The organism is Streptomyces sp. NPDC051018 (assembly GCF_044456085.1).
In the GTDB taxonomy this organism is placed as follows: Bacteria; Actinomycetota; Actinomycetes; order Streptomycetales; family Streptomycetaceae; genus Streptomyces.
Window position 1 is genome coordinate 66,696 of the sequence record NZ_JBITFN010000003.1, and the last position, 20,385, is coordinate 87,080.

Sequence of the window (20,385 nt, forward strand, 5' to 3'; positions counted from 1 at the left end):
ATACGCCCTCACCTCGGGGTCGGATCTTGGAGGTGCCGCACCCTGAGCTCTCGACTCGAACTCGCATGCGATACGAGGCCGAGTTATCGAGTTCCGGCGTCCCGTCCCGCCCGGCCGTCGGCGTCTCCCCACGGCCGCACCGCCGGGACAGCGCTGTCGGCGCTCTTGGAAGATCCCCACCTCTTGCTCAAGCGTTCCCCAGGGACCTGCTCACTCTGACTCCCCCACGAAATTTTCACGAAGAGTCGATTCTGTCTCACTTTCCGTGAAGAGCCTGCATTGAGTGACGCCTACGCGCAGAGAACTGGCCTCCCAGTGTCAAAACGGCGGGTCCTCGGCGCAGTCCCCTGTCCGCTGCTTGCCCACCACAGATCGTGTTCCGCCATGCGGGTGCGAAGTTAGCGGGCGGCGTTGTCGTTCGCGTTCTCCGGAGTACTGGTGTCGCGGTCCCAGGCGTTCAGCGCGTCCAGTGCGCGGTCGCGTTTGCATCGTTCTGTGCTGGTGCCGAGCAGGCGGTGGAAGTGGTCAGCCAGCTCATTCCGGTGCCCGGTGAGGGGGTGGTGCTCCCCGAGGGGGACGGTGGCGACAACGGCCCCGTCGTGCACCTTCGCGTCACCATGGGTGAGGAACGGTTGAACAGTGGAGTGGATCACCGGGCGCGGCCGGGCCGTCTTGCGCCCGGTGCGGGGTCATTCCGCCAGGCCGCGTTTCCGCAGTTCCTCCAGCGATTCCAGGAAGTCCCGGAAGTACCGGGATCGCTTGGGGGCGACGGCGACCATGGTGTCGAAGGGTGAGTACTGGAAGCGGTCCACGAACAGTTTCGCTCTCCTGGGCAGTGTTTGGGGATCCAGGCCTTCCAGTTTGTCCCGGTGCAGCAGGAACTGGGTTTCGGGGTCTCTTCTGATGAGGTTTCCGGGCACCAGGTCGAGGGCGACGTCGGTGAACTCGGCCTCCGAGATGTCGAGGGCCCAGTCGACGGAGGCGTAGGCGTCCACGATCGCCCCGGTGGCGTACGGGTGCAGCTCGGAGCCTGCGGGCGCGAGAGGCGTGGCGGCGACCAGGGGGCCGATCCTGCCCTTGAGGGTGACACGGGAGAAGACACACCCCCGGATCAGGGGCCAGCCCCTGACGGTCAGATGCTCGATCGTGATGTCCTCGAACCGGACTCCCGCGACCGAGCAGTTGTCGAGGGTGCACCGGGTCGCGGTGATATTCCGGGCGACCAGCGGGGGTTCCGGGTCGTCGAACTGGACCAGGGAGCAGACGATGAACACACAGCGGTCGAACCGGAGATCTTGCACCACCCCCCCGGCACCGCTCCACAGCCTGTGCTCGAACGTCCTGCCGCTCACCACCGTCGCCATCGCCCGCCTCCCGTCACCGTCACCGTCACCGTCACCGTCACCCGAAGATAGCCCTGACACGGCCGGCGCCGACCCTCGTGCATGTAATCACCGGATTCTTTCCGGCAAGCGCCGGGCCAGGGCCAGGGTCGGCGCCCCCGGTCATGTCCCCGACGCCCGGAAACGGTACGCAGCCTCGTCGGACGCTCTGCTCGTGTGCTGCGCTGTTTCAGGTCTGGGCGGGGAATTCAGGATGGCCGGTGCAGGGCAAAGCAAGGTCACGCAAGTCGTGGTACGGCCAAGGATCGCCGGCGTGACGGGCCAGGATGCGCCGCTTGGCCTCGACCTCGCGCAGGACTCGGGCCGGGTCGTGCAGAGCCACATGCAGAGCGACCGTGGGGTGGAAGCCGACGAGGTCTACCTGGCAGAAGTCGACCCTGTGTCCTTGGGCAGACCACTCCCCGCATCCGTCACCGTCGCAGCGCCGGGCCAAATCGGCCTCCTCGTCCAACCGTGCCTCAAGGAACCTCACCAGTTCTTCAGCCATGGAAGCATTCTCGATGCCGCCGCCGGGGCCGGCGGCCGGGTTGGGGCACGGTGAGCCGACGACCGTGGTGAACCAGGGCCCGGGCGGCGGTGGAGCCGTCCGGACCTGGAGACCCCGCGCAGCCGCGCGGGGTCTCCAGCAGGCGTCGGCGCGATGCCTGAGGATCTCAGGCGGGGGTCCTTGCCTGTGTCCCACGGTCGAGGGGTGTCGGCCGCTCGGCGGCCGGCCGGGGCCTGCGGATCGCGCGGACGATCCGCAGGACGATCACCAGTGCGCCGGCTCCGGCCGCGACGCACAGGGCGATGAAGGAGTCCGGTACCCACGTCAGGAGTTGGCCCGTCCCCGTGAACTTGACCGCCATGGCGATCAGCGTCCCCGGCAGTGCACCCGCCAGCACCCATACGGCGGTTCCGGCGATCCGGCGGACCGCTGATACGGGTACGGGTGTGCGGCGCAGCAGCAGTGCCGAGCGCACCGCGGCCGCGAGCATCAGGACGGCCAGGGCGGTGGTGCCCCACACCGTCACGTCGTACAGCCTGGTGGACGGGGAATCGGCCGGTGCCGGTGCGCCGGCGAGGATGCGGGCGGCGCCGAATCCGACCTGCATGACCGCCTCGTCCTGGAGCAGTCCATGGAGATTCTGCTCCAGGACGAGGGAGAGGTTCCGCTCGGGGAGCAGGAGCAGCATTCCCGCGTAGCCGGGGGTGGCACCCGTGTGCCAGATCGCCTTGTCGAGCGGCGCCTCGAGCCTCGGCTACACCGCCGTGTTCGTCTTCCTCGCTGTGCTGGGCGTCACCAGCGGTGTGCTCGCCATGGCCTTCGGCCCCCGTACCACCGGTGTGAGCCTGGAAGCCGCCCCACCCTCCGAAAGCCACCACACAACACAGGAGCCCGCCCGCCCATGACCGACCTGTCCTTCGCCTCCGCGACCGAACTCACCGCCCTCGTGCGACGCCGCGCGCTCTCGCCCGACGAACTCATGCGCCACACCCTGGACCGGATCGAAACCGCCGACGCCGAGCTCAACAGCGTCGTCGCCCTGGACCCCGAGCGGGCACTCGCCGAAGCCGCCTCCCTCACCGCGCGGATCGCCCGCGGCGATGACGCCGGCCCCCTCCCCGGCCTGCCCGTCCTGGTCAAGGACCTCGAAGACGCGCAGGGCTTCGTGACCAGCCGGGGCACCAGTGCCTATCGGGACAGCCCGCCCACGACCCGCGACGGCATCCACATCGCCCGGCTGCGCGCCGCCGGCGCCCTGATCATCGGCAAGACGAACGTGCCGCCGATCGGCGTGAGCGTCCACACAGCCAACGACGCCTTCGGCACCACCCGCAACCCCTGGAACCCGCGAAAGTCCCCGGGCGGCTCCAGCGGCGGAGCCGCCGCGGCGGTCGCCGCCGGACTCGTCGCCCTCGGCACCGCCGGAGACGGAGGCGGCTCCACGCGCATTCCCGCGGCGCTGTGCGGGGTCGTCGGACTCAAACCGAGTCGCGGCCGCATTCCCCAAGGTCCCTCCCGCCTGCCCAACTGGCCGCAGCACATCTGTCTCTCCGGCATGGCCCGCACCGTCCGCGACACCGCGTTGCACCTCGACGTGGCCGCCGGCTACCACCCGTCCGACCCGAACTCCCTGCCCGCACCGCCGAACCCGTACTCGGACAGCCTCGACAAGCCTCTGCCCGTCCTGCGCGTGGGAGTCCTGCGCACCCTCGGTATCGCCGCCCCCCGTCCCGAGATACTGCACGCCCTGGAGCGAACCGCCGCCCTCCTGCGAGACCACGGCCACGATGTCCGGGACGACGATCCCGCGCTGCCCGGCGCCGCCGAGTTCCCCGCGCCCTTCCTCCTGCGGCAGCGAGTCCTGGCGTACAACCGCCTCCTCGGCGTCCTCGACGACTTCACCGCCCGACGCGGCGACTTCGAACCGTGGTTCGCCGACATCCTCGACGGAGGCCGCACCCTCACGCCCGGCGACTTCGCCGCCTACTGGACCCACCGGGGACGGCTCGACCGGTGGACGGCCGAACTCTTCGAGCGGTACGACCTGCTGCTCATGCCGACCGTACCCACCACGGCATGGGCCGCGGAGGGCCCCGACATAGCGGCGGCGGTGCACGAATGGACCCTCCCGGTCTCCTACACGTCCGTCTTCAACGACACCGGCCACCCGGCGATCAGCATCCCCACCGGCCTGAGCCCGGACGGACTGCCCTGCGCCGTGCAAGTCATCGCCCCGCACCGCCGCGAAGACCTCGCACTCCGCGCCGCCCAAGCCATCGAAACCGCCCTGGGCACCTTCCACCCGCCGGCCTTCACCGGCCCCCGCCCGGCCCCCTGACCCACACGCGAACCAGGCGCCCCGGTTCTGCCTTCGTGTGCACGTGGTCGAAGTCGCGGGCGCACCGGGGTGATTCGGCCGGCAGTGCGCCCCCCTCCGGGGCCGGAGGGTGACCTCCATCGGCCGGTTCCCGGGAGGTTCCGGTGAGCGGTGGGCAGGAGCCGGTCCGAGAGCACCTCGGGCGTGTCCGGCGCCGGACACCGCCGTGCACAACACCTGAATCGCGTCAGTGATCTCGGCCTGTCGTCCGCGCGGAGCAGTCGTGTCCGTCGCCGGGCAGGCCCACGACGTTCAGAACGGGTTCCTCGTCCTCGGGTATCGCGAAGGTGAAGGTCGCTCCGGACGGGATGGCCACGAGTGTGGACTGGTCGCCGAAGGTCAGCGGCGCATAGGGCTCCCAGGAACACCCGGCCTTGTCCAAAGCGGAAACGACGTCCGCGCGCTTCAGCCCCGCTGGGAAACCACCCGTCCCTCCGACAACCGACGGAGGCAGTTCGACAGTCTCACGCCAGGTCTGGAGGCAGATGAGAGAGACCTTGCGGCAGCGGCACACGCTCAGCTCAAGATCTCCGTAGGCGAAGAGCCTCGGCCACCTTCTGTTCCGGCTCATCGATCCGATGTCCCACGGCTCGCCGAGCGCCGAGGTCACATCGCTCCAGTCCGCACCACTGAACACCGGCCCCAGCCGGCCGATCTTGGCCATGCCGGCCAGGACACCGAGAATCTCCACGAGCCGGAGCCTGACAGGTGCTCTGACCGGCAGTCCAGCGATTTCACGGACCAGTCGTGGCGTTCGGTGTCACGCGGCTGCCGGGTGGGAGTCCGCCACGCCGAAGGGGCCTCGGGCGCTCTCGGTCTCCGGACCGGCTCACAGTGGCAGGTCACGGTGACGGGCCGCTACGGCGCGAACCGCGTTCGGTGGGCCGTGTTCATCGCGTCAGCGGGGTCTCGGTTGCGACGCGAGTCAGCTTCTCCGGGTTGCGGACGTAGTACATACCGGTGATGAGGGCGTCCTCGACGCGGACCACCATGACGCCGTCGATCTCACCGTCCAGACGGAAGACGAGTCCCGGCCCGCCGTTGACCACGGCCGGACCGGCGGTGACCGTGGCATCGGTTCTGCCGAGTCCGCCGGCCAGGAAGCGGATCACCTTCTCGGCGCCGATGACGGGCCGCAGCGCCGCCTGCTTGATGCCGCCGCCGTCGCTGACGACGACGACCTCAGGCGCGAGCACATCGAGCAGCCTCCGCAGGTCCCTGGTTTCCAGCGCCTGCCGGAACGACTCCAGAACCGCCCGGGTCGCGCTGGCGGAGACCACCGAGCGGGGCCGACGGGCGTCGATGTGCCGGCGTGCGCGGTGTGCGATCTGGCGTACGGCCGCGGGGCTCCTGCCGACGGCCTCGGCGATCTCGTCGTAACCGACGTCGAAGACCTCGCGCAGCACGAACACCGCCCGCTCGGTCGGTGACAGTGTCTCCAGGACGAGCATGAGCGCCATCGACACGCTCTCGGCGAGCACGACGTCCTCGGCGACGTCCGGCGCGGTGAGCAACGGCTCGGGCAGCCACGGTCCGACGTACGCCTCCCGGCGGCGCTTGATGGTGCGCAGCCGGTTGAGTGCCTGCCGGGTGGTGATCCGGACCAGGTAGGCGCGCCGGTCGCTCACCTGCCCCAGGTCGACCCTGACCCAGCGCAGCCAGGTCTCCTGGAGGACGTCCTCGGCGTCGGCCGCCGATCCGAGCATCTCGTAGGCGACGGTGAAGAGCAGATTGCGGTGGGCGACGAACGTCTCCGTCGCCGTGCTGGTGGCGTGGTCACTCATCTCGTGAGCTGTCTCCTTCGCGGCGGTCCCTGGTTTCCGACGACGGTCGATGGTGCATCCATCCCCAGCGAGGTCCCCGTTCATCGGTGTCTGTTCGACCCGCCCCATTCACCCGGTACGACCGGCTGTGGGGTCGGCGTCCGGTGCACGGCCGCCACCTGACAAGCCCTGCCGGGCGGCACATACGCAGCCGGTGAGCGGCTCAGGGACGAAGCGGCTCCACGGCGATCGGGGCTGCGGGCACGAGACGGACGAGGTTCAGGATCACGAGCCCGTACCTGACCGAGGCGGCCGTGACCGACCATCGCACCGGCCATGAGCACACCCGGCACGCACGACGGGCTTCTCCCTGGGTATGAACGCTGTGCTGATCCCGCCGCCCGGGGCGGCCGCGGCCGGCAGTCCGGTGGCCGTTCTCGGAGTGGGGTTCACGGAGTCTTCCCTTGTCCGGTGTCGGTGGCTCCGGTGTCGGCCCGACCGATCGCCAGTGGTTCGCCGGACTTCCGGTCAGCGGTGGACGGCTGCCTCGGCGCGCTGGGCCCGCAGCAGCTGTCGGCGCTTGTGGTCCTTGAACTTCCAGGTGAACGAGCCGGGCTTGAGTGCCTCGTCCGCCAGTACCCTGACGACGTCCGTACAGGCGCGCTCCTTGATCCCCGCGGCGATGCGGCCGCCGATGTGGTACCTGTTCGCGGTGTCGTCCTTGGAGGCGAGCTGTACGGCGGCGGCACGACGGCCCAGGGCGATGCACTGGCCGAAGAAGCCCACGTTGATGGCCTCGGGCTGCGCACCCGTGATCCGGGCCAGGACCGTGTCGGCAGCGTGCGCTCCCAGCGGACGAGCGGTCTGGCAGCTCATGCGCAGCGGCATGTCCGAAGGGGCCGCCGAGTCCCCTGCGGCGACGATGTACTCGTCGTCCACGCTCGTCAGCGTCTCGTCGGTGAGCAGACGGCCCAGGCTGTCGGTACTCAGCCCGCTGCGCGCGGCCAGGTCCGGCACGCCGAACCCGGCGGTCCAGATGGTCACCGTGCTCGGCAGTTCGCCGCCGTCATCGAGTCGCACGGCATCACGGGTCACCGCCGTCACCTTCGCGCCGGGACCATCGAGTACGGTCACACCGAGCTTGGACAGGCGCTTGGCAACCGACCGCCGAACCCGCGGATGCAGATAGGGGCCGAGAACCCCGCCGCACACCAGAGTCACCCGTCGGCCCTGCTCCGCCAGCTCGGCAGCGGTCTCGATACCGGTCGAACCGGCTCCCACAACCGTCACCGGGGCCGTCGCGGGCGCTCCGTCGACCACCGTCGCCAGCCGCTGTGCCTCCTCCAGGGTGGCGATCGGGTAGGCGAACTCGGCCGCCCCGGGCACGCGCGGGCCGGCGCTGCCACTGCCCACCGCATAGATCAGATAGTCGTAACCGACCGTGCCTCCGGCTGCCAACGCCACGCTGTGCCCGGCCGCGTCGATGCGCGCCACGGTGTCCACCACCAGCCGGACGCGCTCGCCCAGGACCTCACGGTAGTCGACGGCCGCCGTATGGGATCCGCCCACCAGCTGGTGCAGCCGGATCCGCTCGACAAAGGCCGAACGCGGGTTGATCAGCGTCACCGTCACGTCGTTGCGCTGCGTCAGACGATTGGCCGCCAGGACGCCCGCGTATCCGCCGCCGATCACGACCACATCGGTGTTCCCAGTCACGGTGTCTCCTTCGTTTCGAGGGGTTCGGGCACAAGACACCGCATGGCCGATCGCCGTGACAGCATGTGAGGCAGATCACTTCACGGGAGCTCGGTACACGGTTCTCTCGTTCGGCAGGGGTACGGATGGCGACGGGCGCGGCAGGCGTACTGCGTCTGCGGCCGGCGGGTACGGGGCCGGCTCCCGGCTGTGCCGGGCGGCCCACCCCACTACCTTCGGCACATGAAGAGGGCCGACATCCTTCGCAGCCTCGCCGTGAGCGGGCGGGACACCGCCCCGCGGCGACTCACCCAACTCGCCGCAGAACTCGGCATTCCGGCTGCCGACCTCCTCGTGGTCGCGGGCCATCCGGTGCCCGCGGAACTCCTTCCCCCCGAGCGCGACGCCAGGGTCATGAAGCAGTTCGCCTACCGCGTCAGCCACTGCGACCACCCGCAGCTCGCCGCCCTGGAGGCTTTCGTCCGCTCGCTGCCCCGGGTCTCCGCGTCGGAACCCTTCGTACAGCCGACGTGGCCGGGCCGCCGGCCCGCCGAGACCAGGTTTGCCGCCGTACTCGGCGGGCTGATCCGCAATCGCGGCTTCGGCCTCCGCGAACTGCCGTTCATGGGATTGTCCTTCAGCACGCTGCTCGGGATGGTGTGGCGCTGGGACCCGAGTCCGCACCATCGGCTGCGGCTGTCTGCCGTGGCAGGTCCACTGGGCTGGACACTGCCCGATCTCTTCGCGGTCGCCGATGAGCCGTACCCGGAGGAACTCCGCCCGATGCTGCACTGTCACCATCTCGGGCGGGTGTTCGCGGCGGCCGTTCCCCTGACCACCGCTCAGCTGATCGAGTCCGCCGAGGAAGCGGACCGGCTGAGCGTACGTGAGGACCACGGCGTATGGCAGCCCGTCTCGCAGGGCTTCGCCGCGGAGTGTCCGGACTTTCCCTGAGTGCAAGGTTCGCGATCGGCCAGGGCTTCAGGGACACGCCGATGTTTGCCGTTCCGCGTTCTGCCCTGCTTCCGCATTCCGCGTTTCCTCGGGACACGGCGTGCGCCTGCCGCCTCCGATCGGAAGCCCGGAGCGCTGGAGGCCCGGCTCCCGTCCGGTCGCCCAGACGATCAACGCGCAAACCGCGAATCCGGCTCCGAGGAGACTGGAGCCGGCCCATCCGCAGGAGGCGAAGACGGAGGTGGCGGCGGCCGCGCCGAGGGCGGAGCCGAGGGAGTAGAAGACCATGTAACCGGCGATGACGCTGCTCGTACGCTCCGGGTGCACGGTGGTGAGCACGTGCTGGTTGCTCACATGCACGACCTGGACAGCGAAGTCGAGCACCACGATGCCGATGATGAGCAGCCACAGGGACCGGGGCAGTTGCGCGGTCGCGGCCCAGGAGGCGATGAGCAGGGCCAGCGCGAGGCCGGCCATCGGGGCCGCCCGCCCCGAATCAGCCCACCGTCCCGCGCGCGCCGCGCCCAGCGCGCCGACGAGCCCGGCAACGCCGAACATGCCGATCTGGCTCTCGCTCAGTTCCCACGGCGCGTCCGCCAGCGGCAGGGACAGCCCGCTCCACAGAGTTCCGAACGACGCGAACAAGAAGAACGCGATCAGGCCGCGCGTCAGGAAGAGCCGCTGTCCGAACAGTCCGCCCGACGAGACCACCGCCTGCCGGTACCGCATGGGCCGGTGAGAGCGATCCGCCCGTGGCAGAGCGCGCAGAACGAGGGCCGCGAGCCCCAGTGCCAGCACACCGAGCACGACATAGACGCTTCGCCAGCCCCACTGCTCGGCGAGTACGCCGGTGACGACCCGTGCGCCCAGAATGCCCACCACCACACCCGAGGTCACGGCGCCGATGTTCCGCCCGCGTTCGGCGGGCGGCGAGACCGACGCGGCGTACGCCACCGCGGTCTGCACCACGACCGCGAACATCCCGGCCAGCGCGAGCCCCGCGAAGGCCATCCACGCGGCGGACGCCGCGGCCGTCAGAACGAGGCCGGCCGCGGTGATCATCAGATGCACCGCGATGAGCCGGCGCCTGTTGGCCACCACGTCGCCGAGCGGCACCAGCAGCACCAGGCCGGCCAGATAGCCGAACTGACCGATCGAGACGATCCACCCCAGCCGGCCCGCCGGCACGCCCAGGCTCTCTCCCATCGGCGCCAGCACCGGCTGCGCCGCGTAGACGCTCGCCACCGCGACACCGCACACGATCGCCAGCAGTACCCGTCGCCGGACGTCCATCGCACCCCGATCGAGATGAGTAGCAAAATGAAACCAATGCGACCGTAGGGCATTATGGTTTCAATACGCAACTCATCAGGAGGTGTCATGCCGCGCCCCTCGACCACCGCCCCGAACCCCGCCTGGACCGATCCCGACTGCCCCGTCGCCCGCACGCTCGATCTGGTCGGCGACCGCTGGAGCCTCCTGGTCATCCGGGACGCGATGGACGGGGCACGCTCCTTCACCGAGTTCCAGCGGCGCACCGGCATCGCGCGCAACATCCTCAGCGACCGCCTCCGCAAGCTCAGCGCCCACGGTCTCCTCGCCCGGCGGACCGCGCCCCCGGGACGCCGCCCGGAGTACGTACTCACCGACAGCGGCCGCGACCTCTTCCCCGTGCTCCTCGCCCTGCGCCAGTGGGGCGAGCGCCATGCCTTCGATCCCGGCGAGCCCCACTCCACCCTGGTCGACGAGCACGGCATCCGCGTACCGGACATCACCCCGATCGGCACCGACGGCACCCGACTCGACGCCGATTCCACCCACGTGCGCAAGACCGGCAGAACCGTGTGAGGTGTCCGTGAGGTGACCGTCACCTCGCCGTGCAGTACCTCACCTCGTTTCTCCTCCCTCATCGCCCTCGTCGATGTCGGCGGACTCCGGGGCACGCAGGGGACGTGGGCCGCCATCCGCTTGGGACGACGGTCCTGGCGCCGCCGTTCCGCCCGTCCGGGATCCCGGGTGTCCCGGGGCCCGACGCCGTAGCGCCGCAGGGCCGGTACGGGCCCGGGTGCGGCGGGGACCGGGGCATCCGGCGCGAGTGGTCCAGCGGGCCCCTGGCGGTCGCCCCCGGTCATCCGGCCGGTGGTCATTCGGCAGGTGGTCATTCGGCAGGTGGTCATTCGGCGGCCTCCCGGCCGAAGACACGGCCGAGGAAGGCGTCGAGGGCGGTGCGGGCGTCCTCCTGGTGGGGGCCGCCGAAGATCTCGGCGGCGTGGAGGGTGCCCGGGAGGACGGTGGTGCGGGCGGCGGGGAAGCGCTGGGCGACCTCACGGAGCCGGGTCTCGTCGGCGAGGGGATCGCGTTCGGTGCCGAGGAGAAGAAGTTCGCCCCGGTAGCCGTCGCCTTCCCCGGCGTCGGCACCGCCGAGGGTGGCGAGCGGGCTGATCCCGGCGACCCCCTCGGGCCGTTCGGCGCTCCGGTCGGCGGCCAGGCCGAGCATGACGGTGCCGCCCATACAGCCGCCGACCCAGGCGACGGTACCGGCGCCCCGGCCGCGCAGCAGAGCGGTGGCGGCGAGGACGGTCTCCTCCCGGTCGTCGCCCCAGTCGAAGGTGACGACCTGGTGGCCGTGCCGGGCCAGCCGCTTGGCCTCTGCGGCCCATTCGCAGGCGTCGCCCCAGGAAATGGGCGCGAAGACGATGCCCCGGGGCCCACTGCCGAGGGCGACCATCCGGCCGCTGGTGGAGCCGGGCAGTCGATGGGCGGTGGCACCGGTGCCCTGGTAGCAGCCGGGCAGGGGCGCTGAGGCGGTCACCGTCCCGGAAGCACCGGGGGTGGGGGTGGTGTCGTTCACCGAGGTCTCCTGACGGGTGCCGTCCTGGTCGGACGCGGGCCGGGGGTTCCCGGCGGAGGCGGTGCAGCCGATGGTGGCGGCGAGGGCGAGGGCCGCACCGGCCGCCAGGGCCCGTAGCCGTACGGCGCGGTTCATGTCAGGACCGGGACTGCGGTGGCCCGGCCCCGGAGGTGGACGTGGGTCACCTCGGCGACCCGGCGGCCGAGGGCCTGGGCGGTGCGCAGATCGCTGGCGCAGGGGGCGGTTTCGGCGCTCTCGTCGTTGTTGGACTGGGACATGGCGCCCAGCCAGCTGCCGAGGCGGTTGAGGTCCGCGCTGCTGCCACTGGAGGTGTTCCAGCCGCCGTACTCGGCGAGGCCCACCCAGATCATGCCGTGCTGGGCGGCGAAGAGGGTGATGTCGACGAGGGTGTGGAGCTTGTCGCCCGCCATGTTGCCGCTGTTGGTGAAGCCTGCGGCGATCTTGTCGCGCCACTGGAGGTCATTGCCCCAGACCTTGCTGGTGGCCTCGACGAAGGTGCGGAACACAGCGCTCGCCCCGCCCATGTAGGTGGGGGTGCCGAAGATGATGGCGTCCGCCTCGTCCAGGGTCCGCCACAGCTCGTCGTCGAGGGCCGTGAGCGGCAGCAGCCGTACGCCGGTGTCCGGTACGGCCGCCGCGCCCGCGGCCACGGCCTCCGCCTGCCGTGCGGTGTGGCCGTAACCGCTGTGGTACGCCACCGCGATCTGCACCTGCGTGTTTCCGTTCACAATGCCTCCAATGAAAGCTATAAGGAAAGCTTTTCTGTGAGACATAAGCTAGCGGCCTTCCCTGGAGCTGTGCAACCAGTGGGAGTGGGTGGCTTTGGCGCCGGTGACCGGCGCGGAAGATCTCTTTATACTGAGGCAATCAGCGGTGCGGAGGCCCGGCCGGCAGCGGACACCGCGGATCCGGGCGGGAGAGGCGGATCATGGCAGAGCCCGACCACGTCGACGAGATCATCGCGGCGTGGCACACCCAGTTGCCGGACGTGGCCGGCCTCCCGCTGGAGCTGGCCAAGCGGAGCGCTCTGCTCACCTCCGCCTTCGACATCGCCGCCGCGGGGGCCCTGGAGAAGCTCGGGCTGACTCCGGCGGAGTACGGCGTCCTCGCCGTACTGCGCCGGGTGGGGCCGCCCTACCGGCTGCGACCGACAGAGCTGACCCATGCCCTGCTGCTCTCCTCGGGCGGCACCAGCAATGTCATCAAGCGGCTCGCCGGGGCCGGTCAGGTGGTCCGCGAGGCGGCCGAGGACGACGGGCGCAGCTCCTGGGTACGGCTGACCCCGGCCGGGGTGGAGGCCGCCGAGACCGCCGTACGGGAGGTGACGGCGGCACACGGCCGCCTGGTGGAACGGATCCCCCCGGCCCAGGCCCAGTTGCTCAACGAACTGCTGCGCTCGGTGCTCGCCTCGGTCGAAGAGGGTGTACTGGTCCGCGGGTGAGGGCGGGTCAGCGGAGCGCTCGCCCCCGCAGGGGGCGGATCGTGGCGGCCCGGGCGCACGCTCCAGTACCCGGCCTTCTGACGGACCGGTCCGTCCGGGCGACGGAGAGGAGGCCGTTCTCGGTGAGGGTGGTTCTCAGCCTTCGGCACCCACCGCCGCCCGCGGGGCCCTCGCCGTCCCCGTGATGTGCGCGCCGCGCTCCTCGACCTCACCGTCGACGGCCCGAACCTCGCGGCGCAGGCGATCGCCGCCGGTCTGGTGGACGAGTACCGCCTCTTCATCACCCCGAGCGTGGTCGTCGGCGGAAGACGATTCTTCCCCGACGGCGTGCGCTTCGGCCTCGAACCGGTCGAGGAGCGTGCCTTTGACAACGGACTGATCTGCGCACGCTACCGGACCCGCTGAGCCGCTTCCGCTGGTCTCACCTGTTGGCGGCCGAGGCGGGACGGACCGGGAACGGGCCGCCAGGACGCAGGGGCAGGAACCCACAGGAACCACCCGCCGTAAAGGGACGAACCGGGCTGCGGGACCAGCGGTGCCCAAGCGCCGTCCACGGGTGCGCGCGGAGCTGATTGTCAGACCCATGCGACAGGATCACCTGTATGACGACTGCCGCATCTGCCCCTTCGCCGACCGACCGCGCCGGCTACGACCACGCGGTCGAGCAGGCCCTCGCCGCGAGCGCGGCGTACTACGGGGATGGGGACACCACCCTCGACGACGCCTCCTACGACGCCCTCGCCCGCGGCATCTGCGCCTACGAGCAAGCACACCCCGACCATATCCGGGCCGACTCGCCCACCGGGAAGGTCGGCGGCGGCGCGGCTCCGGTGGGCGACGTGGCGCACACCGTGGCCATGCTCTCCCTCGACAACGTCTTCGACGCCGAGGGTCTGCTGAAGTGGGACGCGTCCCTGGCCCGCAGGATCGACCACCCGGTGGAGGGCGGTTACGCGGTGGAGCCGAAGCTGGACGGGGCGGCGATGGCCGCGCGCTACCGGGACGGGCGCCTGGTGCAGCTCGTCGGACGTGGGAACGGCACGCACGGTGAGGACCTCAGCCACGCGATCGGGTCGATCGCCGGCCTTCCCACCCAGGTACCCGGCCGGGCCACCGTGGAGATCCGGGGTGAGGTCCTGCTGACCCGGGACCAGTTCGCCCGGGCCAACGAGATCCGCGCGGCACACAACGCGAAGGTCTTCTCCAACCCGCGTAACGGCACGGCCGGAATCCTGCGCGCCAAGGACCGGCCGTACACCATCGAGACCACCTTCTTCGCCTACGGGGCGGTGGAACTGGACGGAGCCGGCTTCCTCACGGGCACCAGCCACGAGGCCGTGATGGAACAGATCGCCGCACTGGGCGTGCAGACCACCTCCGCCACCGACGTCGCGCTGCGCGTGTACGCCACTCTGGCCCACGCACAGGCCCGCGTCGACGAGATCCAGCAGCTGCGCCCCGAGTTGCCGTTCGGCATCGACGGAGTGGTCGTCAAGGCCAACGACCACTCCGAACAGCAGGCCGCCGGTTCCGGCACGCGTCACCCGCACTGGGCCATCGCCTACAAGCTGCCGCCCGTGCAGGCACAGACCAGGCTCCTGGCGGTCGAGTGGAACATCGGCCGCACCGGCCACATCGCCCCGCGCGCCGTGCTGGAGCCGGTGGAGGTCGACGGCAGCACCGTCACCTATGCGACGCTGCACAACCCCGCCTTCATCCGCAACAGCGGGCTGAAGCTGGGCGACACCGTTTCGCTGTACAAGGCGGGGGACATCATCCCGCGCGTCGAGGCACCCGTGGTGGCACTGCGCACGGGCGAGGAGACGGACATCGTCCTGCCCGAGGCGTGCCCGGGATGCGGCGGGGACATCGACACGTCCGGTGAACGCTGGGAGTGCGCGGCCGGGGTGAGCGGCGGGTGCGGGAAGCTGCCGTCCCTGAAGTACGCCGTGGGCCGCGACCAGCTCGACATCGACGGTCTGGGCGTAACATATCTGGAGGCCCTCATCGAGGCCGGCCTGGTCGGCGATGTCGCCGATCTGTTCTTCCTCACCCGGGAGCAGCTCGCTGAGGCGACGGGAAGCGACAAGCGCGCCGACGCGCTGCTGCTCCAGCTCGCCGGGGCCAGGAGGCAGCCGCTGCACAGGGTATTCTGCGCGCTGGGTGTGGTGCGTACCGGCAGGACGCTCTCGCGGGAGATCGCCCGTCACTTCGCCACGATGGACGCCATCCGGGCTGCCACGCCGGATGAGCTGGCGGAGGTCAACAAGCTTCCGGGAGCCAACGCCCCGAAGATCGCGGCTCACATCGCCGCATTGGGTCCCGTCATCGACAAGCTGGCCAGGGCCGGGGTGAATATGACCGAACCCACCGCCGAGGGTGCGGCCACGGGGAGCCGGCCGCTGGCGGGCGAGGCGGTGGTCGTCACGGGCGGCATGCACGGGCCGCTGGCCGGGCGCAACCGCAACGAGATGAATGAGCTCATCGAGCGTGCGGGCGGGACGGCCTCCAGCAGCGTGTCCAAGAAGACGACCATCCTCGTCGCGGGCGAGGGCGCCGGGTCCAAGCTGGCGAAGGCCGAGCAGCTCGGCACCAGGGTGCTCACCGAGGACGCCTTCGCCGCACTGGTCGCCGACTACCTGGCCTGACCCACTCCTTCCCCGAAGGCGGGACGGCCCACGAGCCGTCCCGCGCGCGTGCGCGGCACCGGCCCAAGCCGCAGACCCGATCGGGCCGCCCGGCGGATCACGCCGGTCCGGGCCGACTGCGCCTGCACCGGCCTGCTCGGCCGTTCCCGACGGCACAAACCTTCCGCCGTCACCGGATCGCGGATGTCCCAACGGAGTTCTTCAGGACGCGGCCCGCGCCCGGGGTCACCGGTCTTGGGTGGCGGCCGGTATCCCGCCCACCTGAGCGGTCACCGCCTTCGCCGCTTCCATGACCGCTGTGGCGAGTTCCGTCTCCAGCCCCGGAGTGAATCGGCTGTCCGGCATCGTGATGCCCACATCGCCGATCACGCCGCCGTGTGGGCCGAAGACGGCGGCCGTGACCGCCACGGCTCCGCGGATACGCTGCCCCCGGGAGAAGGCGTACCCCTTGCTGCGCACATCGGCGAGTACGTCTTCCAGTACTGCCGGATCGGTGATCGTGCGCTCGGTGACGGCCCCCAGCCGCCCTGATTCGGCGAGTTCGCCGCGGACGTCCTGCGGAAGGTAGGCCAGGATGGCCAGGCCGCTGGCGCCCGAGTGCAGGGGGAGCCACCGGTTCAGCTCCATCACGTACCGCAGCGGGTGCCGTGATTCGACGCAGGCACCGAACATCATCTGATGCTGGAGGTCGTCGTACACACCGAGGAAGGCGCTCTCCCCGGTGGCCCGGGCGAGTTCGCGCAAGGAGGCGTGCGCCGCCTGCCGCAGGGGGAACTTGGCGGTCGCGGCCCAGGCGAGCCGGTAGAACTCCAGCCCGATCCGGTAGTCGCCGCCTTCCGCGTGCGAGACCAGGCCGAGCTTCTCCAGATCGCCGAGAAGGCGGTGGGCCGTACTCGCGCTGACGGACAGCTCGGTCGCGAGCTGGCGGACGCCGAACGACTCGGCGCGTGAGTCGATCATGGCGGTCAGGATGCGGAAGGCCCGGGCCAGCGGATGGCGCTGCCGCATGGAAGTCTCGCTGGCACCATCCGGCGGGGGGAGGGCGGATGCCATGGTGGCCGAGCTCCTTCACGAGTGGAGGCGTCACACCCCGGGCCCAACCCTGGGGTGGTCAGCGGAAGCACTGTCAACGAATCTGCTGAGCGAAACTGCCATTGCACTTAACGAAACACTAGCACGCGGCCGATGCCCGGCCCGCACCCTACGGCGCTCGGCATGCGGAACAGTGACACCCCGCCAGGACGCCCGGTCAGGGCTCTGGATCACCCGCCGTGACCCGGCGCGCCGACCAGCGGGGCACCCCGACGCGCCGGAACCCGCCTCCGCGAAGCCGTCGCGCCCGGAAGCACGGAGCGCGGCCGGGCAGCCTGCCCCGGCTCCGTGTCCCGCGTACGCGGGTGCGGCTACCGCAGCCGGGGAGAGGGGGAATGCACGGCGGCGAGGAAGGACCTCAGCGTCTCGGCAAGGGGGCCGGGCCGCTCCAGCGGAATCAGGTGGGACGCGTCCCGGAGCTGAGTGAACGTGCCCTGCCGATAGGCCGCCACCAGTTCGCGTACGACCTCGGCCGGGGTCGAGGGGTCCCGTTCTCCGGCAATGCCCAGTACCGGGATATCGGCGACCGCAGCGGCGCCGGTGTTGTCGAATGCCGCCAGTGCCAGCCATGCGGCCTTCCACTGCTCCACCGTTGTGCGGTCCAGCTGCTCCCGGGCGTAGCGGACCGGTTCCGCCCCGGCGTCGTCGAGCAGGTCGGCACTGAACCACCGCCGCAAGGTGGTGTCCCGGACGGCGGCCCTCCCCTGGAGTTCCAGCGTCTGCGCGCGCTTCGTCATCGTGCCGGCCGGGAACCGTACCGCTGTCGCGACCAGGGCCAGCGAGGACACCCGGGCGGGCCGGTCGGCGGCGAAGCGCTGGGCGACCGCGCCGCCCAGCGAGACACCCACCACATCGGCCGTGTCCAGCTCCAGGATGCTCGTCAACTCATCGAGGTCACGGGCGAGTTGGGCGATGCCGGTCGTCGGTGCGGCCTGGCGTGCCGAGCCATGGCCGCGCAGGTCGTAGGTGATGACCCGGTAGCCGGACAGGCCGGCCGCCGTCGCGGACCACATCCTCTGGTCCAGGAGCGCCGAATGCACCAGGAGGACGGCCGGCTCCCGCCTGTCCCCGGATTCGGCGGGCTCGGGGTGTTCCGTGTACTCCGGGTGTTCCGTGTACTCCGTCACGAGTGTGGTGTGATCGGAGAGCCTGACGGTGTACGAACGCTGTGGCACCGCCGGGAGGGCCGTCCCGGACACCGCACTGTCGGCAGGCGGTGCGGAGGAAGCGTGATACGGCTGCTCAGCCGATCGTGAAGGGTTCACCGGTATCTCCACTGAGTTCGTCCCTGACGGATTCGGTCCCGATGCGTGTGCGAGGTGTGACTCCCGGCCGTTCTCCCGGTCCGCGCCGCCGCGGCCGGCCTGCCGGAGGCATGGTGTACGGCTCTGCGCGGCTTGTGCCGGTCCCGTACACCGGCACGCCCGGAGCGAGCCCCGGGGCCGTACCGCCGCGGCGAGATCCGGGCCGGGTGCCGCACCGGCCGGTCCGGCGGCGCCGTCCACACCGCCGAAAGGGCACTGGGGCCGTGCCGCACGATCCGTCACCTTGGATGTTCCCCGCCACTCCGGCCGATCGCCCGACCGGCGAGACGGGTCACGCCACCGCCGACAACCGATCATCGTTCCGTTAAAGAAGAAGTAATTTCCATTGAACGGAACGCCACTGTAACCCGGCACTCACCGCGGAACAAGGGGGCACCGAGGGCACCACCAGGACAGCCCCACTCCCCCGCGACCCCACCGGCGAATGACCGGCCGAACCTTCCCCGCAGCCGCCGCAGCCGGCACCTCAACACCGCCGTACGCATCGCGGGGCAATGACGAACGTGCGCCGCAGGGGTTGACTCCACGAGCCTTCAGCCCATACAAACGTCCCGCAGAAGAGAACTCCCGTTCTCTTCAACAGAACACCTTCGATGCTTGCAGCCCTCACGCACATTAACCCGTCGCCCGCGGGGCCGGCAGGCAGCAACCCCACCCGGCAGACGGACGCGCCGTGGTCCCACCCCACGGACGTTCGCCGCCCCACACCCAGAGGAGGCCAGCCATGACGGCACCGGTCACCGAGCCCGAGGGCGTACGTGTCCCGCCGGGCCACGTCGATACCGACGGCACCCGACTGATCGGCGGGCACTGCGACGCCTGCGACGTCACCGCCTGTCCGCCTCCGGCCCAGTGCCCGGGATGCCTGGGCGAGCTCAGGCCGATGCCGCTGTCGCCGACCGGCAATCTCTACAGCTACTCCGTGATCCACATCGGCCCGGCCGACCGTGCCGTGCCCTACACCGTGGGATACGTCGACCTCCCCGAGAGTGCCCGCGTATTCGCCCACATCACCGAAACCGACGAGTCCGCGCTGCGCCCCGACACGCCGGTCCGTCTCCGGCTGACCGGGCACGAGGACGGCCATCTCGCCTCCTGGGTACCCGTGGCCGGCGCGGCGAAGGGAGCCGACCATGCGTGACGTGGTCATCGTGGGGGCCGACATGGTCCCGTTCGCCAAGCACCGCGACCGCACCCTCGCGGACCTCGGCGCCACCGCGGTACGCGGTGCGCTCAAGGACAGCGGCGCGGACCAGCGTGACATCCAGGCCGTCTACTCCGGCAATGTCGTCGGCGGCATGCTCGTCGGTCAGCGCATCGTGCGTGACCTCGGCCTCGGATCCATCCCGGTCGTCAACGTCGAGAACGCCTGCTCCTCCAGTGCCACCGCACTGCGCGAGGCCTTCATCGCCGTCGGCGCCGGGCTGTACGAGACCGTTCTGGTGATCGGCGCCGAGAAACTCACCTCGCTCGGTGGCGGACCGCTGCCTCTGGCCGAGGAGGACCACGAGGTCGCCGCCGGCCAGATCATGCCCGCCGTCTACGCGATGCGCGCCCGCCGCTACCTCTACGAGAACGCCCTGACTCCGGCCGACCTCGCCGAGGTGTCGGTCAAGGCCCGCCGCCACGGCAAACTCAACCCGTACGCCCAGTACCGCAAGGAGACCACGGTCGAGGAAGTGCTGGCCTCGCGTCCCGTCGCCACACCACTCACCCTGTTCATGAGCTGCCCGAACGGAGACGGCGCCGCCGCCCTCGTGGTCACCTCGGCCGACAACGCCCACCGCTTCGGCGCCCCGCCCGTGCGCATCCGCGCCTCCGTGCTGCATTCCGGTGAACTCACCAACGGGTTCAGGGACATGACGATTCCTCAGATCACGGTCCACAGCGCCGCCGAAGCCTATGAGCAGGCGGGCATCGGACCCGAGGACCTGGACGTCGTGGAAATGCACGACGCCTTCGCCATCGCCGAACTCCTCTACTACGAGGCCCTCGGCCTCGCCAAGCGGGGGGACGCGATGTCCCTGCTGCGCAGCGGCGCCACCTCCTTCGGCGGCACCACCGTCGTCAATCCCAGCGGCGGGCTGCTGGCCAAGGGACATCCCATCGGGGCCACCGGTGCGGCCCAGGCCGTCGAAATCGTCTGGCAGCTACGCGGTCAGGCGGGGGACCGCCAGGTCGAGGGAGCCCGGCTCGGACTCACCCACGCCACCGGCGGGGGGATGTCCGGTGTGGATCACGGCGCCTGCGCCGTTCACATCCTTGAAGCGCCGAAGCGGCGGAGCACCTCATGACCCGTACGCTCCGCCCGACCGCCACCGAGGAAAC

The 20,385-nt window shown here is 70.7% G+C and carries 20 protein-coding genes and 1 pseudogene; 9 read left to right on the forward strand and 12 right to left on the reverse strand.

What is annotated here, in order from left to right; translation table 11 throughout:
- Positions 1 to 398: 398 nt before the first annotated feature.
- The 4 genes from ACIBCM_RS06675 to ACIBCM_RS06690 all read right to left on the reverse strand — a co-directional run bounded on the left by ACIBCM_RS06675 (position 399) and on the right by ACIBCM_RS06690 (position 2,578).
- Positions 399 to 605: a hypothetical protein gene (locus ACIBCM_RS06675; RefSeq protein WP_399240857.1), complete on the reverse strand. Its 207-nt coding sequence runs from the start codon at positions 603 to 605 to the stop codon at positions 399 to 401.
- 84 nt (positions 606 to 689) lie between these two features.
- Positions 690 to 1,364: a hypothetical protein gene (locus ACIBCM_RS06680; protein WP_399240858.1), complete on the reverse strand. Its 675-nt coding sequence runs from the start codon at positions 1,362 to 1,364 to the stop codon at positions 690 to 692.
- Between the two features lie 208 nt (positions 1,365 to 1,572).
- A complete protein-coding gene (locus tag ACIBCM_RS06685; protein ID WP_399240859.1) occupies positions 1,573 to 1,890 on the reverse strand; it encodes a DUF6221 family protein in 318 nt (105 codons plus the stop codon).
- Positions 1,891 to 2,056: 166 nt separating this feature from the next.
- Positions 2,057 to 2,578, reverse strand: a complete 522-nt coding sequence (locus ACIBCM_RS06690; RefSeq protein ID WP_399240860.1) for a hypothetical protein — start codon at positions 2,576 to 2,578, stop codon at positions 2,057 to 2,059.
- 25 nt (positions 2,579 to 2,603) lie between these two features.
- Here ACIBCM_RS06690 and ACIBCM_RS06695 point away from each other — a divergent pair, with 25 nt between their 5' ends.
- Positions 2,604 to 2,795, forward strand: coding sequence for a hypothetical protein (locus ACIBCM_RS06695; protein WP_399240861.1), 192 nt, complete (start codon positions 2,604 to 2,606; stop codon positions 2,793 to 2,795).
- Positions 2,792 to 4,228, forward strand: coding sequence for an amidase (locus tag ACIBCM_RS06700; protein ID WP_399240863.1), 1,437 nt, complete (start codon positions 2,792 to 2,794; stop codon positions 4,226 to 4,228). The genes ACIBCM_RS06695 and ACIBCM_RS06700 overlap by 4 nt, the downstream gene beginning before the upstream one ends.
- Positions 4,229 to 4,454: 226 nt before the next feature.
- Here ACIBCM_RS06700 and ACIBCM_RS06705 read toward each other — a convergent pair whose 3' ends face one another.
- The 3 genes from ACIBCM_RS06705 to ACIBCM_RS06715 form a co-directional block, all read right to left on the reverse strand.
- Positions 4,455 to 4,958 (reverse strand): hypothetical protein, encoded by a 504-nt coding sequence (locus ACIBCM_RS06705; protein WP_399240864.1) that lies wholly within the window; start codon positions 4,956 to 4,958, stop codon positions 4,455 to 4,457.
- 199 nt (positions 4,959 to 5,157) lie between these two features.
- Positions 5,158 to 6,051 carry an RNA polymerase sigma-70 factor gene (locus ACIBCM_RS06710; RefSeq protein ID WP_399240865.1) on the reverse strand — a complete coding sequence of 298 codons (894 nt, stop codon included), beginning with the start codon at positions 6,049 to 6,051 and terminating at the stop codon, positions 5,158 to 5,160.
- A gap of 507 nt (positions 6,052 to 6,558) precedes the next feature.
- Complete coding sequence (locus ACIBCM_RS06715; protein WP_399240866.1) at positions 6,559 to 7,746, reverse strand: NAD(P)/FAD-dependent oxidoreductase; 1,188 nt, start codon at positions 7,744 to 7,746, stop codon at positions 6,559 to 6,561.
- A gap of 222 nt (positions 7,747 to 7,968) precedes the next feature.
- Here ACIBCM_RS06715 and ACIBCM_RS06720 point away from each other — a divergent pair, with 222 nt between their 5' ends.
- Complete coding sequence (locus ACIBCM_RS06720) at positions 7,969 to 8,679, forward strand: hypothetical protein (protein WP_399240867.1); 711 nt, start codon at positions 7,969 to 7,971, stop codon at positions 8,677 to 8,679.
- A gap of 27 nt (positions 8,680 to 8,706) precedes the next feature.
- Here the strand turns inward: ACIBCM_RS06720 and ACIBCM_RS06725 are convergent, their stop codons facing one another.
- Positions 8,707 to 9,972 carry an MFS transporter gene (locus tag ACIBCM_RS06725; protein ID WP_399240868.1) on the reverse strand — a complete coding sequence of 422 codons (1,266 nt, stop codon included), beginning with the start codon at positions 9,970 to 9,972 and terminating at the stop codon, positions 8,707 to 8,709.
- A gap of 87 nt (positions 9,973 to 10,059) precedes the next feature.
- On the opposite strand from ACIBCM_RS06725, the gene ACIBCM_RS06730 reads away from it, so the two are divergent.
- A complete protein-coding gene (locus ACIBCM_RS06730) occupies positions 10,060 to 10,527 on the forward strand; it encodes a winged helix-turn-helix transcriptional regulator (protein ID WP_399240869.1) in 468 nt (155 codons plus the stop codon).
- 325 nt (positions 10,528 to 10,852) lie between these two features.
- On the opposite strand, the gene ACIBCM_RS06735 is transcribed toward ACIBCM_RS06730, so the two are convergent.
- Together ACIBCM_RS06735 and ACIBCM_RS06740 are read right to left on the reverse strand one after the other, a co-directional pair.
- Complete coding sequence (locus ACIBCM_RS06735) at positions 10,853 to 11,665, reverse strand: alpha/beta hydrolase (RefSeq protein ID WP_399240870.1); 813 nt, start codon at positions 11,663 to 11,665, stop codon at positions 10,853 to 10,855.
- On the reverse strand, positions 11,662 to 12,279 hold the full coding sequence (locus ACIBCM_RS06740; protein ID WP_399240871.1) for a flavodoxin family protein: 618 nt from the start codon (positions 12,277 to 12,279) through the stop codon (positions 11,662 to 11,664). Before ACIBCM_RS06740 ends, ACIBCM_RS06735 begins: the two co-directional genes overlap by 4 nt.
- Positions 12,280 to 12,479: 200 nt before the next feature.
- Between ACIBCM_RS06740 and ACIBCM_RS06745 the strand changes: the two genes are divergently transcribed.
- The 3 genes and pseudogenes from ACIBCM_RS06745 to ligA all read left to right on the forward strand — a co-directional run bounded on the left by ACIBCM_RS06745 (position 12,480) and on the right by ligA (position 15,640).
- Positions 12,480 to 12,992 carry a MarR family winged helix-turn-helix transcriptional regulator gene (locus ACIBCM_RS06745; protein ID WP_399240872.1) on the forward strand — a complete coding sequence of 171 codons (513 nt, stop codon included), beginning with the start codon at positions 12,480 to 12,482 and terminating at the stop codon, positions 12,990 to 12,992.
- Positions 12,993 to 13,196: 204 nt separating this feature from the next.
- Positions 13,197 to 13,397, forward strand: a pseudogene (locus ACIBCM_RS06750) (dihydrofolate reductase family protein); the annotation flags it as partial.
- Between the two features lie 197 nt (positions 13,398 to 13,594).
- Positions 13,595 to 15,640, forward strand: a complete 2,046-nt coding sequence (gene ligA, locus ACIBCM_RS06755) for an NAD-dependent DNA ligase LigA (protein WP_399240873.1) — start codon at positions 13,595 to 13,597, stop codon at positions 15,638 to 15,640.
- Positions 15,641 to 15,865: 225 nt separating this feature from the next.
- On the opposite strand, the gene ACIBCM_RS06760 is transcribed toward ligA, so the two are convergent.
- Together ACIBCM_RS06760 and ACIBCM_RS06765 are read right to left on the reverse strand one after the other, a co-directional pair.
- Positions 15,866 to 16,693, reverse strand: a complete 828-nt coding sequence (locus ACIBCM_RS06760) for an IclR family transcriptional regulator (protein WP_399240874.1) — start codon at positions 16,691 to 16,693, stop codon at positions 15,866 to 15,868.
- Positions 16,694 to 17,043: 350 nt separating this feature from the next.
- Positions 17,044 to 17,859 (reverse strand): alpha/beta fold hydrolase, encoded by an 816-nt coding sequence (locus tag ACIBCM_RS06765; protein WP_399240875.1) that lies wholly within the window; start codon positions 17,857 to 17,859, stop codon positions 17,044 to 17,046.
- A 922-nt stretch (positions 17,860 to 18,781) separates the two neighbouring features.
- Between ACIBCM_RS06765 and ACIBCM_RS06770 the strand changes: the two genes are divergently transcribed.
- Together ACIBCM_RS06770 and ACIBCM_RS06775 are read left to right on the forward strand one after the other, a co-directional pair.
- Positions 18,782 to 19,198 (forward strand): Zn-ribbon domain-containing OB-fold protein, encoded by a 417-nt coding sequence (locus ACIBCM_RS06770; RefSeq protein ID WP_399240876.1) that lies wholly within the window; start codon positions 18,782 to 18,784, stop codon positions 19,196 to 19,198.
- Positions 19,191 to 20,351 (forward strand): thiolase family protein, encoded by a 1,161-nt coding sequence (locus ACIBCM_RS06775; RefSeq protein WP_399240877.1) that lies wholly within the window; start codon positions 19,191 to 19,193, stop codon positions 20,349 to 20,351. The genes ACIBCM_RS06770 and ACIBCM_RS06775 overlap by 8 nt, the downstream gene beginning before the upstream one ends.
- Positions 20,352 to 20,385 lie beyond the last annotated feature (34 nt).